Source organism: Pseudomonas sp. UMAB-40, from assembly GCF_900095275.1.
In the GTDB taxonomy this organism is placed as follows: Bacteria; Pseudomonadota; Gammaproteobacteria; order Pseudomonadales; family Pseudomonadaceae; genus Aquipseudomonas; species Aquipseudomonas mandelii_B.
In genome coordinates this window covers 140,642-155,792 of record NZ_LT607551.1, presented here as the reverse complement: position 1 = coordinate 155,792, position 15,151 = coordinate 140,642, and the positions used below count along the sequence as shown (strand labels likewise).

17 protein-coding genes are annotated in these 15,151 nt (G+C 58.6%); 4 read left to right on the top strand and 13 right to left on the bottom strand.

Annotated features, from left to right (window positions below):
• Positions 1-10: 10 nt before the first annotated feature.
• Together K0F88_RS00760 and K0F88_RS00755 are read right to left on the bottom strand one after the other, a co-directional pair.
• Entirely contained in the window at positions 11-667 is a 657-nt protein-coding gene (locus K0F88_RS00760; protein ID WP_094469608.1) for a DsbA family oxidoreductase, read from the bottom strand.
• Positions 664-885 carry a 4-oxalocrotonate tautomerase family protein gene (locus K0F88_RS00755; protein ID WP_094469609.1) on the bottom strand — a complete coding sequence of 74 codons (222 nt, stop codon included), beginning with the start codon at positions 883-885 and terminating at the stop codon, positions 664-666. The genes K0F88_RS00760 and K0F88_RS00755 overlap by 4 nt, the downstream gene beginning before the upstream one ends.
• Before the next feature lie 227 nt (positions 886-1,112).
• On the opposite strand from K0F88_RS00755, the gene K0F88_RS00750 reads away from it, so the two are divergent.
• Positions 1,113-1,301 carry a hypothetical protein gene (locus tag K0F88_RS00750; protein ID WP_109627434.1) on the top strand — a complete coding sequence of 63 codons (189 nt, stop codon included), beginning with the start codon at positions 1,113-1,115 and terminating at the stop codon, positions 1,299-1,301.
• A gap of 396 nt (positions 1,302-1,697) precedes the next feature.
• Complete coding sequence (locus K0F88_RS00745; RefSeq protein WP_094469611.1) at positions 1,698-1,991, top strand: DUF3077 domain-containing protein; 294 nt, start codon at positions 1,698-1,700, stop codon at positions 1,989-1,991.
• A gap of 280 nt (positions 1,992-2,271) precedes the next feature.
• On the opposite strand, the gene K0F88_RS00740 is transcribed toward K0F88_RS00745, so the two are convergent.
• From K0F88_RS00740 to K0F88_RS00725, 4 genes are read right to left on the bottom strand one after another with little or no spacing between them, the layout of a single operon-like run.
• Positions 2,272-3,045, bottom strand: a complete 774-nt coding sequence (locus K0F88_RS00740) for a DeoR/GlpR family DNA-binding transcription regulator (RefSeq protein WP_094469612.1) — start codon at positions 3,043-3,045, stop codon at positions 2,272-2,274.
• Positions 3,046-3,100: 55 nt separating this feature from the next.
• Positions 3,101-4,102, bottom strand: coding sequence for a 4-hydroxythreonine-4-phosphate dehydrogenase PdxA (pdxA, locus tag K0F88_RS00735; protein ID WP_094469613.1), 1,002 nt, complete (start codon positions 4,100-4,102; stop codon positions 3,101-3,103).
• A 5-nt stretch (positions 4,103-4,107) separates the two neighbouring features.
• Positions 4,108-5,388: a four-carbon acid sugar kinase family protein gene (locus K0F88_RS00730; protein ID WP_094469614.1), complete on the bottom strand. Its 1,281-nt coding sequence runs from the start codon at positions 5,386-5,388 to the stop codon at positions 4,108-4,110.
• On the bottom strand, positions 5,385-6,398 hold the full coding sequence (locus tag K0F88_RS00725) for a 2-keto-3-deoxygluconate permease (protein ID WP_077747522.1): 1,014 nt from the start codon (positions 6,396-6,398) through the stop codon (positions 5,385-5,387). Before K0F88_RS00725 ends, K0F88_RS00730 begins: the two co-directional genes overlap by 4 nt.
• 474 nt (positions 6,399-6,872) lie before the next feature.
• Here K0F88_RS00725 and K0F88_RS00720 point away from each other — a divergent pair, with 474 nt between their 5' ends.
• On the top strand, positions 6,873-7,799 hold the full coding sequence (locus tag K0F88_RS00720; protein WP_094469615.1) for a LysR family transcriptional regulator: 927 nt from the start codon (positions 6,873-6,875) through the stop codon (positions 7,797-7,799).
• Here the strand turns inward: K0F88_RS00720 and K0F88_RS00715 are convergent.
• From K0F88_RS00715 to K0F88_RS00685, 7 genes are all read right to left on the bottom strand, one after another.
• Positions 7,716-8,033, bottom strand: a complete 318-nt coding sequence (locus K0F88_RS00715) for an AzlD domain-containing protein (RefSeq protein ID WP_094469616.1) — start codon at positions 8,031-8,033, stop codon at positions 7,716-7,718. The genes K0F88_RS00720 and K0F88_RS00715 overlap by 84 nt on opposite strands.
• The gene (locus tag K0F88_RS00710; RefSeq protein ID WP_094469617.1) at positions 8,012-8,728 is read right to left on the bottom strand and encodes an AzlC family ABC transporter permease; all 717 of its coding nucleotides are present in this window, start codon (positions 8,726-8,728) and stop codon (positions 8,012-8,014) included. The genes K0F88_RS00715 and K0F88_RS00710 overlap by 22 nt, the downstream gene beginning before the upstream one ends.
• Complete coding sequence (locus K0F88_RS00705; protein WP_169857613.1) at positions 8,725-9,138, bottom strand: GNAT family N-acetyltransferase; 414 nt, start codon at positions 9,136-9,138, stop codon at positions 8,725-8,727. Before K0F88_RS00705 ends, K0F88_RS00710 begins: the two co-directional genes overlap by 4 nt.
• Positions 9,139-9,184: 46 nt before the next feature.
• Positions 9,185-9,934, bottom strand: coding sequence for a 2OG-Fe dioxygenase family protein (locus K0F88_RS00700; protein ID WP_094469618.1), 750 nt, complete (start codon positions 9,932-9,934; stop codon positions 9,185-9,187).
• Positions 9,935-10,167: 233 nt separating this feature from the next.
• Complete coding sequence (locus tag K0F88_RS00695; RefSeq protein ID WP_094469619.1) at positions 10,168-11,454, bottom strand: OprD family porin; 1,287 nt, start codon at positions 11,452-11,454, stop codon at positions 10,168-10,170.
• Positions 11,455-11,694: 240 nt separating this feature from the next.
• On the bottom strand, positions 11,695-12,090 hold the full coding sequence (locus K0F88_RS00690; protein WP_219093271.1) for a nuclear transport factor 2 family protein: 396 nt from the start codon (positions 12,088-12,090) through the stop codon (positions 11,695-11,697).
• Positions 12,091-12,107: 17 nt separating this feature from the next.
• Positions 12,108-12,779, bottom strand: coding sequence for a DsbA family protein (locus tag K0F88_RS00685; RefSeq protein WP_219093269.1), 672 nt, complete (start codon positions 12,777-12,779; stop codon positions 12,108-12,110).
• 254 nt (positions 12,780-13,033) lie between these two features.
• Here K0F88_RS00685 and K0F88_RS00680 point away from each other — a divergent pair, with 254 nt between their 5' ends.
• Positions 13,034-15,127 (top strand): TonB-dependent siderophore receptor, encoded by a 2,094-nt coding sequence (locus tag K0F88_RS00680; RefSeq protein WP_219093267.1) that lies wholly within the window; start codon positions 13,034-13,036, stop codon positions 15,125-15,127.
• The last annotated feature ends 24 nt before the right edge of the window (positions 15,128-15,151 follow it).

Here is a 15,151-nt window from a genome sequence, read left to right as displayed (position 1 = left end):
AAGTAAGTAATCAGGCTTCGGCGGGGGCCTTGGCCATTTGTCTCAACATCTGTTCGTAGTACTCGACCGACTGCGAACCGGATACCAGGTGACGACCGTTCAGCACCATGGCCGGAACCGAGTTGATGCCGTGCTGGCGGTAAAACGCTTCAAGCTCACGCACTTCTTTGGCAAACGCGCCGGACGCCAACACCTCTTGAGCCGCCGCTGCATCCAGTCCCGCTTCAGCCGCCAGGCGAACCAGCGTCTCGCGATCGCTCGGGTTCTGGCCGTCGGTGAAGTAAGCGCGCAACAGGATTTTCTTGAGAGCGACCTGCCGCCCTTCCTGCAACGCCCACAACAGCAGTCGATGCGCATCAAACGTGTTGTAGAAGTGGGTGCGCTTCTCCAGATCGAACTTGAAGCCAAGGGCTGCGCCACGTTCGATCTGCATCGCTTTGCCAGCGGCGACGTCCTCGGCGGTCCGTCCATATTTGCGCATCAAATGCTCGACCGCTTTTTCGCCGACTGCCGGCATGTCCGGGTTCAATTCGAAGGGCTTGTAGGTCAGCTCCACCGAGATCTCACCGGCCACGTTCTCGATCGCCTGCTCCAGCGCCGTCGCACCCAATGCACACCACGGGCACACCACGTCGGAGATGAAATCGATGGAGACGGACGCGGTCATGACTTGCCCTCCGCCTCTGCCAGTTCCTTGCGGTACTTAGTGGTGGTGATGCCCGCGTAGCCCCAGTTATCGGTGTCGACTTCCTCGATCACGATGTGGGTCAGGTGCGGATCCTTCTTCAGGACGCGCTCCAGGGTTTCAGTGATTTCGGCGATCACCTGAGCTTTCTGCTCAGAGGTAACGCCATCGCGGGTGATGCGTACGCTTACGAAAGGCATGAGGACTCTCCAAGTGACCTTCCCTTCGGAATGAATGGGTCGGCGTTGGAGCTCAATGTATGGAGTTCGCTGGAGGGGATAAAGGTGGGGGCGGGAACATCATTAGTTACCTGGTGTAATGATTTCCTCGCTGGGAGCCACTAAAACTGTTTGCATCAAAAATGATTGATCGGCCAACTTACATTTACAGCAACATTTAGATATCGCCAAAAAATGGAGCACCGTTCATGACAATTCGATTTTTCGACAGCCCGTTCCATGTCACGCACGATGAGGAAATCGCCAACAAAATGGTGGGGGAAGTGGAGCTATCGATCGTCACTGATTGCCCTCAAAAGCCTGGCGTCGAAGAGAATGAAGCCGGCGTCAGGTTAGACGTGGGTCATTCACGCATTCCCAAGCCTCAGGACCAGTAAATCACTGAAGCTCTCACCCTACGCCACCACCTAGCCACGATTGCGCATCCGCCCCCCTCAAGCTACCTTCAACCCGTCGCTGCCAATTCAGCGACCGGGCCTGAGAACCCGGGTAATATGCGCGCGCACCAGCGCCCTAAATCACGATTGCCGGCGTTTTTTTGTGCCTGCATTTCCGTGCAATGGCGGCTGTGCGTGGGAGACCTTCGGGTCTGCCGGGTCGTGCATACCGGTTTCTCAGCCTGCGCACAGCTGCCACCCATTCGCCTGAGAACGAACGCGGCAGCTCTACTTTGATTTTGGAGTATTGCAAATGCACGCTATTGATCCGTTCAAAACTTCCCTCTTTGCTACGCCTGTCATCACCCACCACCGCCCAAAAACCGGAGGTGCCCAATGACCAACCCCCAAGACCTCAAAACCATCGGCCTCACCCCTTTCTCCTACCACGCCAACGAACCGCTCTTCCGCATCAACGCCGGTGTCCCGGTCATTGCAGCCCTCTCCCACGCCTCCGATCTGCTCCACGTCGCCAAACTGCTCGCGTCAGACGCGGCCATGGTTCGCGACACCGACCGGCACGCCTGGGCATCGCATTACTTACAGGATATGAGCAAGGCGATCATTGATGATGTGGTGAAGGTGTTGGACGCGCCATGTAACAACCGAGCCAGTAACGTCGCACCATAAAAATGGCACGCATAAAAACGCCCCGAGTCTATCGGGGCGTTTTGAGTCGCACTGATTAACGTGTCGCAATTTTTCACTTTTTGCGACACGTCTTTGGAACGTGTCGCCGCGGACGACATGTTGGCGACACGTGTCGCCGAAATTGGCTTTTTGCGACATGAGTCTTGTCGCGAGGGCAATTGCTACTGCTTGAGTGCAAACAAACGGTGTTGCTTCGCAGATTTTTGGGGCCGCTGCGCAGCCCAGCGGGAGCAAGCTCCCTCGCCACAGAGGTGAGCAATCAAGCGACGTCTACTGTCTCCACAGTGATCTGCTTCAGCGCATAAAACGGCGCAAGCGCCGCCTCATCCGCCGAAGCCCCGGTAATCAACCGCCACTCCCGCTCAATCGGCGTCCAGTGCTGCTGTCGGGCGCGTCCCAGCTTGTCAGTGTCCGCGAGCACAACAATCTGAGCCGCCCGCTTGATAATGCATTCCTTGAGGTACGCCTGCTGCGCGCTCGCCTCACACAACCCAAACTCCGCAACCACACCATCCGCACCCAGAAAAGCCTTGTCCACACTCAACCGACTCAACGTCAGTTCCGCCAACGGCCCCAACGTGCTCATGCTCGAACCGCGCAGATCACCGCCGATCAACGTCAACCGCACGCCCGGCGCATTGGCCAGAGTCATGACGGCGAGCAAGTTGTTGGTCACTACATGCACGTCTTGCCGCGAACACAAATGATGGGCCAACGCAGCACACGTGGTGCCACCATCGAGCAGGACAGTATCGCCATCCTGAACATGAGCCGCCGCAGCCTGGGCGATGGCGTCTTTCTGCTCCCACTGGGATGTTTTGCGTTCTTCAAGGGAAGCTTCCGGCTCATGAACGCCGACAACCGAAGTGGCGCCGCCATAGGTCCGCACCAGATGCCGCTGTTTGGCGAGCATGGTCAGGTCGCGTCGCACCGTGGCTTCCGAGACACCGAGCGCCGCGCTCAATTGCTCGACGTTGGCATCGCCAATGCGTACGAGATCGAGGATGGCGCGGTGGCGTTCGGAGGCTTTCATGGCGGGTCTCGTTGTGTGGACGGTGGTCGATCTTACACGACAGCGCCCGCGCGGCTCATCCCCGTCGCGTGGCGAGCTCCGCACCCTGGCGCAGCGCTTCGAGCAGGCTGCGTTCATCGGCGATGCCCTTGCCGGCGATGTCGAAAGCCGTGCCGTGGTCGACCGAGGTGCGGATTACATCGAGGCCGACGGTCACGTTCACGCCTGCTTCAAGTCCCAGCACTTTGACCGGGCCGTGGCCTTGGTCGTGATACATCGCCACCACCAGGTCGAAGTCGCCGCGTCCGGCGCGGAAGAACAGCGTGTCGGCGGGCAGCGGGCCGGTGACGTCGAGGCCGCGTTCCTGCAGCAGTTTCACCGCAGGGATGATTTTTTCTTCCTCTTCGCCATAACCGAACAAGCCGTTTTCACCGGCATGGGGATTGATCCCGCACACGCCGATTCGCGGTCTGGCGATGCCGGCCTTGATCAGTGTCGCGTTGCCGCGCTCGATGGTGCGCTGGACCAGGCCCGGTTCGATCTTGCGGATCGCGTCGATGATGCCGATGTGGGTCGTGACGTGAATCACCCGCAACTGCGGTGCCACCAGCATCATCGACACTTCGTCGACGTTGGTCAGGTGCGCGAGCATTTCTGTGTGGCCGGGGTATTTGTGGCCGCCGGCGTGCAGCGCTTCCTTGTTGAGCGGTGCGGTGCAGATCGCGTCGATCTGGCTGGCCTCGGCGAGTTGCACGGCGCGGGCGATGTATTGATAAGCAGCGTCACCGGCGATGGGCGACAACTCGCCGAACGGCAGGTCGTCGGGGATCAGGTCGAGGTCGATGCAGTCAATGGTACCGGCCTCGTACAAGGCTTGGGAGGCGTCTTCGATGCGGCGCACTTTGGCGCTGCCGCCGACGATGACGTTGGCTTGTTCAAGGCGGCGGGCATCGCCGATCACCAGCGGCCGGCATTGTTGGTAGACGATGTCGTGAGTCAGGCTCTTGACGATGATTTCCGGGCCGACACCCGTGGCGTCGCCCATGGTGATGCCGATGATGGGGAGGTAATTGCTCATAGTGTTCATTCGAGTCCTTGGATTCGTGTGCGTTGGGGCGGGGAGCGATCGGCGCTGTCGCTCAGGTGTTGCCATGCCGCATATAAGGCGTTGTCGGTACCGAACGCGCCGGCCTTGGTAACGATGCCGGGACGATGGCCCTGGCGGGAAACGGTCGGGCGGGCGAAGGCGACGCCGGCTTCGATTTCGGTCAGCAGTTGCAGGCTGTCGATGCCGACGGTGGTCAATATGGCCCGCGCCGTCTCGCCGCCCGTGGCGATCAGGCCGCCGACCTTGGCGAAGTGCGGTTCGACCAGCACGGCGAGCATGGCCGAGAGTTGCGCGCCCTCTTGGGGATCGAACGCTTCATCGCGGCCGATGCGCAGCAGCAGGTCACTCCAGCCGTCCAGCTGCTCGCCAATGCGCGCTTGCCAGAGTGCCCAGTCGGCATGCGTCGTGCCCTGGCGAAGGACTTCAGGCGGGACGACCAATTCGCTGACGCCGCCGCGCTCCTTGAGCAAAGCACACTGCCGTTCGCAGACGCCGGAGAGGCTGCCGACGAGTATCAGAATCGGCGCCTGACTTTTTTGGAGGGCATCAGGCTCGATGGCTGTGAAACGTGCTTCAGAGAAGTCGGAAAGACTGGCGATTTCTCGCGCCAGGCCACCCGAACCGATCCAGAACAGCGGCTGATCCATCGACGCGGTCAAGCGAGCAAGGGTCAGCAGGTCGTCTTCGGTCTGCGCATCGACGATCAGCGCCTGCGTGCCATTGCCGGCAATTTCAGCAATGTGCCGTTCGAGCGCTTTTTCGTTGCCGCGCAAGGTGTCGAGGTCGAGCTTCGCAGTGCTCAGGCCTGCGGCAATCAGCATCGCTTCGACATCGGCCGGACGGTCGGCGTTTTCCAGTTTCCAGGTGTCGGTGGTTTCCAGCGGCTGGCCGTTAACGAACACACGACCGCCGCGCAACGTGCGCCCGGTAGCCGGGAACGCCGGGGCGACGATGGCCAGGCCGGCCAACGGTTGCAGGGCGGCAACCTCAGCCGCCCAGTTGCCGCGCAGCGTCGAATCGATTTTTTTGTACAACCGCTGTCCAGGTTCGTGCAGCGCCTTGAACGCCGCGACCGTGCGCTCGGCAGCCCGCGCTGGTGAGAGGCGCCGAGTGTCCGTATCGGCGGCAATCACTTGTGCGTCAGCCTTGTCATTCAAAGGGTCGAGCGTGACGACCGTTTGCATCCCCACACTCGCGAAGCCGATGGCGCAATCCGCCGCGCCGGACAGATCGTCAGCGATGATCAGAATCCTCATCGCAACGCCTCCTGCTTTTGAGGTTCGATCCCGGGTTCAGGGATGACGACAGGATTGCGCTGCTGCACGCGTTTGGCGACGGCGGCGGTGAGTAACGGCGCAAGAATAGCGGTGACCACGACGCAGGCGGCTACCAGTATGGTCGCGCTCTTGGCCGCTTCGGCGTACACCGGGTTGGCTGCCGCAATCAATGCAGGGACGGCGGCGGCATTCCCGGCGGTGGTGGCTGCGGCAACACCCGCGACGCCTGTGCCACCGGTCAAACGATCGGCGAAGAACAGCGGAATGCCGGTCAGCACAACCACCGCAACGCCCATGCCGAGACCCAGCAAACCGGCCTGCCAGACGTTATGCAAGTCCAGGCTGGCACCGAGTGCAAGGGCAAAAAACGGGATCATCACCGGAACGGCTTTGGCCAGGAAATCGCGCATGTCACGGTCTAGGTTGCCCAACAGCATGCCGAGGGCCAGTGGCAGGATGCTGCCCACCAGCGTCGGCCAAGGGAAAGCCGACAATCCGGCGATGCCCAAGGTGACCATCGTCAAGAAAGGCCCGGACTCCAGAGACATGACCGAATAGGCGCCGACGTCTTCGGAGCGACCGTATTGCCCCATCAGCGCCATGTACAAGCCGCCATTGGTGTCGTTCATCGCTGCGACGACCGCCAGCGTTGAAATGCCGGCGAAGAGGCCAGACGAGATCGGCTGCTCGCCGAGAAAATGCCCGAGCACAATGCCGATAAGCACGGCGATGCCGACTTTCGTGATGAGCAGCGTGCCGCCCTTCTTCAGCAGATAAGGCGTGGCCTTGATATTGATGCTCGCGCCCATGCAGACGTAGAACACCGCGAGGATGGGTAACGCCCCGGTGAACAGCGCATTGGTGAAAGAGCCGAAAAACTTCGGTGTGTCAGGAAGGAATGTAGCCACCAGTGAGCCAATCAGCAGCGGGACAATCATCATGCCGCCAGGGATGCGTTCAATGGTGCGCTTGATAGGAATTTGGGCCACGAGGGTCTCCTTTTATAATTGTTTGGTAAGACGTACTTCACCTCGAAACTGACTGATTCGATCATTTAGTGATTGAGTCAGTCAAAATAATCTTAGGCTTTCGTTCTTAATTGCGCAAACCAATCATTCAAATGATCGTTTTGATCATTTATGGAGGAAACCTGTTTTTTCACAAATACCTTTGCCAGCCACCGCAGTAGCCGCCCTCAGATACAGAAAAGCGGCAAGGTCGAGCATTCACAACCCCAAAAAAAATGCCCAAACCTCCCGGCCTGAGCATTTTTTTGACCCTGATCACCCAGCTTTCCCAAAAAACCTCGACTCTATGTAAGCCTCCAGCCATCGGACGCAGCATCATTTCGCTACTAAACTCGGGACAAGCGTGTTCATGTGCAGGATTATAGCCAGCACGTATCTCCCAACCGGCGGCCAGGTACTCAACAATAGCCAGCCCACTTTAGAGGGCATTACCCAATGGATAGCAGAACCCTACGCAACCTGATGCGCATTGTGCAGACCGGCTCTTTGTCGGCGGCGGCAGAGCATTCCTGTTTAACCGTGCAGGCGTTGGCCGCGCAGTTGAACAAGGTCGAAGAACTGTTCGGTTTTCGGTTGTTTCGTCGCTCCAACAAGGGGTTGACCCTGACCACGCAGGGCACGGAACTCACGCCTTACATGGACAAGGTGTTGGTTGCCACGCGGCAACTGGAAGAAAAAGTCGCCGCGCTGAAGGTGCCTGGGCAGCGCACGCTCAAGGTGGCGCTGAACACGACGCTGTCGGCTGACTTCAATCGGCGGATGATCGGACGCCTGATTGAGGTGTTTCCCGACTATCAGCTGGAATTTAGCTACGCCGAGTCGATGGAAAATCTCAGCAAGCTGAAGAACGAAGACTTCGACCTGGCGGTGCTGATTGGTCCGCAGAAGCCGGGATTGCCCAGCATCATCCTGCCCGAGGTCCAGGTGCAGGTGGTCGGTGCGCATTGCGGTCAGGAACATGATCCGCTGGTGCTGCTCGGCAACAAGTTTCAGGTGCGCCCGGCAGACGATTGTCCGTATTCCCACAGCTTCTTGCGCTTTCTCGACGCCGGTCTGGGCAATTACGAGTCGGGCAAGCGGATGGTCTATTCCTGCAGCGAAACTCTGACGTTGTCGTTGATCACGCAAATGGATGGCCTCGGCATGGTCTCGCGGGATGCGGCCCAGCGGAATGGCCTGACGATTTTTCCCGGTTTCGAGGATGCCCTCGAAGTGCGGCTGGCGATCAATAATCCGGAGTTGTCGGGGCAGGCCTTGCACGATGTGGTCGACCTCCCGCTACATGAACGAGCCGAGCGCAATGTACGCAGCCGTTCCCACCGCAACGGAGAGAAAGAGGTTTTTGCTGAAATACGCACATAACAACGTCGGAATCGCGGCATAGAATTCCGGGCGATCGAGCTGCACGTGCTGATCCTTGATCAACAACGGCGTAAGGCTGATTGCAGCGACGATCGCCACCGGCAGGTATTCCAGCGCACGGGCGACGAAGGGCGGCCAGTGGTCAGTGTTCACTTGCAGCGGCAACGCACGCGGCAGGAAGGTCACGGCCATCATCAGCGCGACCACCAAAATCAGGAACGTTTGGTCAGGCATACGCCCACCCCGCAGCCCACAAATGTGGCGATAAATACATTGAAGGGCGAGCTGCCGACCAGGCTCAGCGCGCCCATACAGGCGACGGCGGCCAGTGCGGCGATGAGTTTGTTACGTGTGTTGCACAGCGACACCAGCACGTAGAGCATCATCGCGGTCAGCGCGTAATCGAGTTGATACTGGATCAAGTGCGCTGCGTACTGTGCGCAAATTGCCCCCAGCAAACCGCCGAGCACCCATGAGGTGTGGCAATACAGATTGAAACCGATCAAGTAACGCACGTTGACCGGCGAACCCTTGCCCAGTTTGACGCTGTGAAAAGCGAACGACTCATCGGTCAACCCACCCGCGTAACACCAGCGCTCCATTCGACTGAGGCCCATTGCTTGCAACGCCTTGGCCATGTAGACCGACATCAGCATGTGCCGCGCGTTGATCAGAAACGTGGTGAGGATGATCGTGGTGAGCGAAGCACCGCTGGAAATCAGCGCCAGGGCGGCGAACTGCGAAGCGCCAGCGTAAACGAACAGGCACATGGCGACCGGCAGCCATACGGGCAACCCGGCATTCACCGCCATCAAACCGAACACAAACGACACCGTGAAGTAACCCGCAACCACCGGGCTGGCTTCGGCGAAGGTGCGCGAAGCGTGGGGCTCGACCATCAGCGGCTGGCGGCTGGACGTCTCATTCATAGGTCCCTCTCAAATGTTCTTTCACCGCGCGGTTCGCAAAAACCCTGGGCACTCCAGAAGCGCTGGCCGGCAAGGTTAGCATCGTCGACAAACAGGAACATCCGCAGCACGCCCACGCGCTTCATGTCTGAGGACGCCGCTTCAACCAGGCGTTGACCGACGCCTTGGCTGCGGTAATCCGGGCTCACGGCGAGGTGGTTGATCGTGCCGCGACTGCCGAGCATTCCGCCCAACACCGCGCCGACAATTTCGCCGCTGACGTCCAGTGCGATAAACGCGGTGGTGGTCTTCTGCACCAGCACACTGCGCAGGCATTTGGCATCCTGCCACTCACAGAAAGACACTTCTTCGAACTGCCGAAAGAAGCGTTCCAGGCGCTGTGCATCCTTGGCCGTGGTGCGCCGCAGCATCACCGGTGCAGGGCACTCGGCGAGGCTGGTCACGGTGTTGTACTGTTCAGCGAACAATGTCGAAAGCGGTCCCGGGCCGCGAGAAAGAGATCGCCAGAATTTGCCGGTACGCCATGTCGTGAGAATGGGTATTGCGTGCCGGTGTCACGTAGTGACGCATGTCGCGATCGAGAAAGTAGGTGGTGTCGAGGATTTCCTGATACGTCGTCGAGGCCAGGTGTTCCTGGTTTTCAGTGTCGTATAAACGACTCTCTGCCCCTTCAACGTTATTGCGTCCCCAGAAGTGCACGCCGCTGAACGGATAACCGTCGCAGTGAATCCCTTCCGGGGTGATTTCCAGTTGTTTGCCAGGCTTGATCTCGATGCGGATCTGATGAATCTGGCATTGCCAGATTTCGTCGTGCAACTCAGGTGGCAACACGTTTTTGTACACTTCGAAATCGGTGTCGATCAGGCTGCGCATCACTGGCGAACTGATGATTTCATCGGAGAAGTCCTGGAAGTGCCGAACCATCCCGCCAACGTAACTGTTGTTCGCCTTGGACTGAACATACGCGCGGTGTTCCAGTTGCTTCAGGTCGCGCGTGACCGGGTTGTACTCGAAATCGCTGTAGCGACGATAGCGCATACCCGCCTCGGCCTGACCGTAGTAACTGTCCGGCTCCATGTTTTCCCAACTTCTGGTCAATCTGACGAAATCGTTGAAATGACCGAAAAGATTGAAGTCAGCACCCCGAACGTTGGCATATTTGTCACGCCGTAGAAATTCGCCCACTTCTTTGTTCAAAACGATCATTTTAAAAATCTCCGTGCATTTAGCTGCCTAATCTAGAGAGCACAGGATTTACGTCCATGAGAAAGAATTTGAGGCATATCAAGCGCTGCTTGAAACGGGGCATGACGATGCTTCAATTCGACTTTTCATGATCGAAAATGGCCGTTTTATGCGTTTTTCGAAGGTTCTCAGGCGAAAAAAAAACCCCGAACCAGTCGGGGTTTTTTATCGAGTGTCGAACACTCAATCGATCATCAGAAGATGTTGATCGGATAATCCACGAACACACGTACTTCGTTGCCGCTCACGTTGTATTCGCTGGATTTCTGCGAGACACGCAGGATCGAGCTGCGCAGTTTCACGCTCAGGTCTTTCGCCGGGCCGCTTTGCACGACGTACTTGAACTGGTTGAAGATTTCACGCTCGGTGCCGCCTTCGCTGGTAGACGTGGTGATGTTGTCACCGCGCACGTAGGCGAAGTTGTAGCTCAGCCCCGGAATACCGAAGGCGCTGAAGTCCAGGCCGTAGCCCAACTGCCAGCTGCGCTCGTCTTCGGCGTTGAAGTCGGACCAGTAGGAGTTCGCCAGGTAGATGGTGTTGCCGCCGTCGCCGACACGACCTTGACCCTTCTGGTAACCGCCGTAGGCGTAGCCCAGGTTGCTGTCGCCAGTGCTGCGCTGGTGAGCGAGGGTGAACGAGTGCGGGCCGGTGGCGAAGGTCGCCGCCAGGCTCCAGATTTTGTTGTCGTCGCCGGTAGCACCGCTTTCGCGGACGTAGGAATCATCCAGCTTGGTGCGATAGCCGTTGAAGTCCAGGGTCAGGGACTGATCCTTGTCGATCGGGAACACGTAGTTGGCGTTCACGTATTGCTTCTTCAACACGTCTTCGACATCGGATGCGTACAGCGCAGCCTTGAATTGTTCGGTGAACTGGTAGCTACCGCCCAACACGTTGATCGACTTCAGGCCACCACTGTCACGGCCTTCAGCGCTTTTGCGCGACTCGGCGGTGAAGCGACCGGCGTTCAGCTCCAGGCCTTTGATCTCCTTGGAGGTGATCAAGGTGCCGGTATAGCTTTCTGGCAGCAGGCGCACGTTGTCGTAGCTCAGCACCGGCAGGGCCGGCATCTGGTCGCCGTAGGTCAGCGTGGTGCTGGAGAGACGGAATTTGACCGCTGCACCGCCCTTGGACAGGTCGTCAGCCGCGTTGCCGCTGTCGCCCTTTTTAAAGAAGTCGATGCCTTGTGCGCCGGTGCGACCCTTGCCGCCATCCAGACGCAGGGCGTACATACCGAAAGCATCCACACCCACACCGACGGTGCCTTGGGTGAAGCCGGACGAGAAGGTACCGATGGCCGCTTGGCCCCACTCGGCTTTGTCCGGGTTGCCGTCTTTGTAGTCACGATTGATGTAGGCGTTGCGCAGCAGCACTTTGAGGCTGCTGTCTTCAACAAATCCCTTGGATTCGGCCTGGTCGTTAGCCATGGCCTGTGTAGCGCTCAACATCCCCAGAGCGATCAGGCTGATTCGCTTATTCAACATTTTGTTCTTTTCCTTATTACCGGTTGATACGCGCTGTGTCGAACGGCTGAAACGGCGCTATCGCACTCTTTTTTCACCCCAAAACAAAAAGGCCCGCCCACGAGAATATCGTGGCGGGCCTTTTTATTATTTTATGAGTCATGGCGGTTAGCCACAGGCGTTGGGCGAATGCTATCCGCGCCTTCAATGATGTGTCAATTTCATGAATCGTCTATGAAAAGGCGAAAATAATCTAAGCAATCACTTGCCAGCGATCGCTAGTTGCACCGTATGGCTGTCGACGAATTGTTCGAAGTGGGTAACCTTGCCATCGGCCAAGGTCCACAGATGCGCAACGCGAGCGTTCATCGGCAGGCCGGTGGCCTTGTAGATTCCGTTGTAATTGCCGTAGGCAAACACCTTGTCACCCTGTGCGACGTAGTCCTCGATCTTCAACTGAAAATCGTCCCACTCAGTGGCCAGGCGTTTGAACACGTTCTCGACGATGGCATCGAAACCGACGTAGGTGCCGGCGTAAGGGAAGCCCGCAGATTCGGTCCAGCGTGCATCCACGGCCAGGGCCGCAGCGGTGTTGCGTGCGTTTTCCTGGGAGTTGGCGCCTTCGTAGGTGCTTTTGATCAGGCTCAGGTTGTCCATGGTAACTCCGGATGAATTCAAGGGGCGCAGCCGTCGATGCCACAGGCTTGCACGGGTATTGATGGTGCTTGTGAAGGAAGCGATTCGCTTAACCATTGTGCGAACGCTTGCGGCTTGCCGAGCCAGGGGCTGATATCGACCAGGGTAAATTGTCCATCCTGTTCAAGGACGAAGGTCGGAAAACCCTGGCCGCCGACCTTGGCCAAGAATGCGCGGCTGTCTTTTATATGGTGATCGGTTCCGACTGCTTTGAATGCCATCTGGAAGGCTTGAGGTTCAAGATCGATGTCTTCGGCAAGCGCCAACAACACCGCTTCATCGGCGATGCGCAGACCTTCCACGTAATGCGCGATTTGCAACCGCCCCAGCAACTCAAGCCCTCGGCCGGCGATGTGTTCGGCGGCCAGCACCGCAGCAATTGGCGGTGTGGAATCGAACACAGCGGTCTCATCGCGCAACAGACCTTCGAAATACGCTTCGCCAAATGGCTGGCCGGTGTATTCGGCGATGCGGCGGTCGTGGGGCATGACGTAGTTGCGCAATTGTGGCGAAACGGCTTGGCGGTTGGCGCCGCTCATCATGCCGCCACCGTGGGCGATCACCGGTAAAACGCCTTGGGCGGCTTGCACTAGCGGTTTGGCGCCGTAGCACCAGCCGCATAAAGGGTCGTAAATGTAGTGAAGGATCATGGCGAGACTCCGGCAACCAATCAGGGGAATTCAGTGCCGGCAGACTAATCCTCGGACCGTTGCGGAAAAACGCTGGAATGGCTTTCAGTCTGTTTCATGAATCGGGCGAATGGCCTCGCCGAGGCTTTGTAGGAATCTCGACACAATTCGAAACAATCAAACAAAGGAACTTTTCAAGAATAATTAACGAAAGTAAATAACAAGCATTACCATTCGCGCCCTCGAATTCTTCCACCCTTTCGGATGCGCTTCAGATGCCTGCCCCCTTCCGCCTTACGCCCGTCACCCTTGGGCTTTCTGCTTTTCTGTCTGCCGGTTTCACCTGCGCCGCGACCACCGTTTTACCCGAAACCTCGATCAGTGCCGAAGCAGAAGCCGATGACCCGCGAGTGAAGGAAACCAGCACCGCCACCCGCACCGCGACACCAGTCCGCTACGTGCCCCAAGCCATCGACTCGATTAAAACCTCGAACGTCTCGGATTACGGCACCAATGATCTGGGCACTGCGTTGAGCGGCATCCCCAACGTCAGCAGCGGTGCCGACACCCGTTTCGACAGCCTGCGCATCCGCGGTTTCGACGCGAGCAACGACTTCTACCTCGATGGCATTCGTGACGACAGCCAATACGTGCGCGACTTGCACAACATCGAGCGCATCGAAGTCCTCAAGGGCCCGGCGGCCGTTCTATACGGCCGTGGCAGCCAGGGCGGGATCGTCAACCGGGTCAGCAAACTGCCCGAGTTCGGCCGCCGTTCGACCATCGAAGCCCAGGGCGGCAGCGATGATTTGCGCAGCCTTTATGCCGACCTCAGCACCGATCCGTCCGAGAACATCAGCCTGCGCCTGAACATGGGCAACATGGATCAGAACAGCTTTCGCGATGGTGTGAGCGGCAACCGCCAACTGTTTGCGCCGTCCATGAGCTGGCAACTGACGCCGGACCTGAACTGGCTGGTGCAGTACGAATATAGCCGTTACAACCGCACGCCGGATCGCGGTATTCCTGGGGTCAACGGGCGCCCGGCAGACGTAGGACGCGATACGACCTACGGCAGCGAGCACGATTTCATCGACGACAAGTCGCAATCCCTGCGTTCCAAACTCAGCTATGAACTCAGCGACAACTGGCAGCTGCGCCACACCTTAGGCGTGTTCAAGCTCGACAGCGATTTCGACAACACATATTTGACCGGTTACACCCCGGCCACCAACAAGGTCACGCGCCAGCACTGGCAGCAGGACCTGACCACCCGCAACGTGTACAACAACGTCGAACTGGAAGGGGGTTTTGATACGTTCGGCCTGGAGCATCGCCTGCTGACCGGCATCGAGACCGGCAGCCAGCGCCGTGATCCGACCTTGTACAACGCGGCCACTTCCGGGCGGGGCAGCTCACCGGTGCCCGCGCTGGACCTGTACAACCCGAATCGCGATCTGCGTCATACCGGGCGCATGCAGGTGTCCAGCGACAACCACACCGAAGTCGAAAGTCGTGCGGTGTACGTGCAGGATCAATTGCGCCTGAACGATCAATGGCAACTGCTGGCCGGTCTGCGCTACGACACGTTCGACATCGAATCGACCAACAAGCTGCGCAACATTTCCGAAGACCGTGACAGCCATAGCACCAGCCCGCGTGTCGGCCTGGTCTGGACGCCGCTGCAGAACCATTCCTTCTATGCGTCCTGGACCAAGACGTTCTCGCCAGTGGGCGGCGGCTTGATCGGCATCACGCCGGGCGTTGCCGGTAACAGCAACGACTTGAGCCCGGAGCTGACCAAGCAGAAGGAAATCGGCGTGAAGAGCGACTGGCTCGACGACCGCCTGAGCACCACGCTCGCGATCTACGAACTGGAACTCTACAACCGCCGCACCAGCGATCCGCTCAACCCGACCATCACGTTGCTCTCGGGCCTGCAACGTTCCCGCGGGATCGAGCTGACCGCCGCCGGCAAAATCGCCGGCAACTGGTACGTGCGCGGTGGCGTCGGCGTGCAAGACGCAACTGTCGAGAAGGACAACAACGGCTTTGAAGGCAAACGCATCAGCAACGTGGCCAAGCACAACGGCAGCCTGTTCCTGACCTGGAAACCGGAAATGGGCTGGTATGCGGAAACCGGTTTGACCCTGGTGGGCCAGCGTTACGCCGATAACCTCAACACCGTCGTGCTGCCGGGTTATGGCCGTTGGGATGCACTGGCCGGGTTCCGGCAGAAGGATTGGGACTTGCGCGCGGCGCTGAACAACATCAGCGACAAGACCTATTACTCGTCGGCCACCAGCGCCGCGCAGATTCAACCCGGCGAACCGCGCAGCCTGGTGGTGACGGGGACCTACAGCTTCTAAACACTGTTTAACCGGTGAGGACCA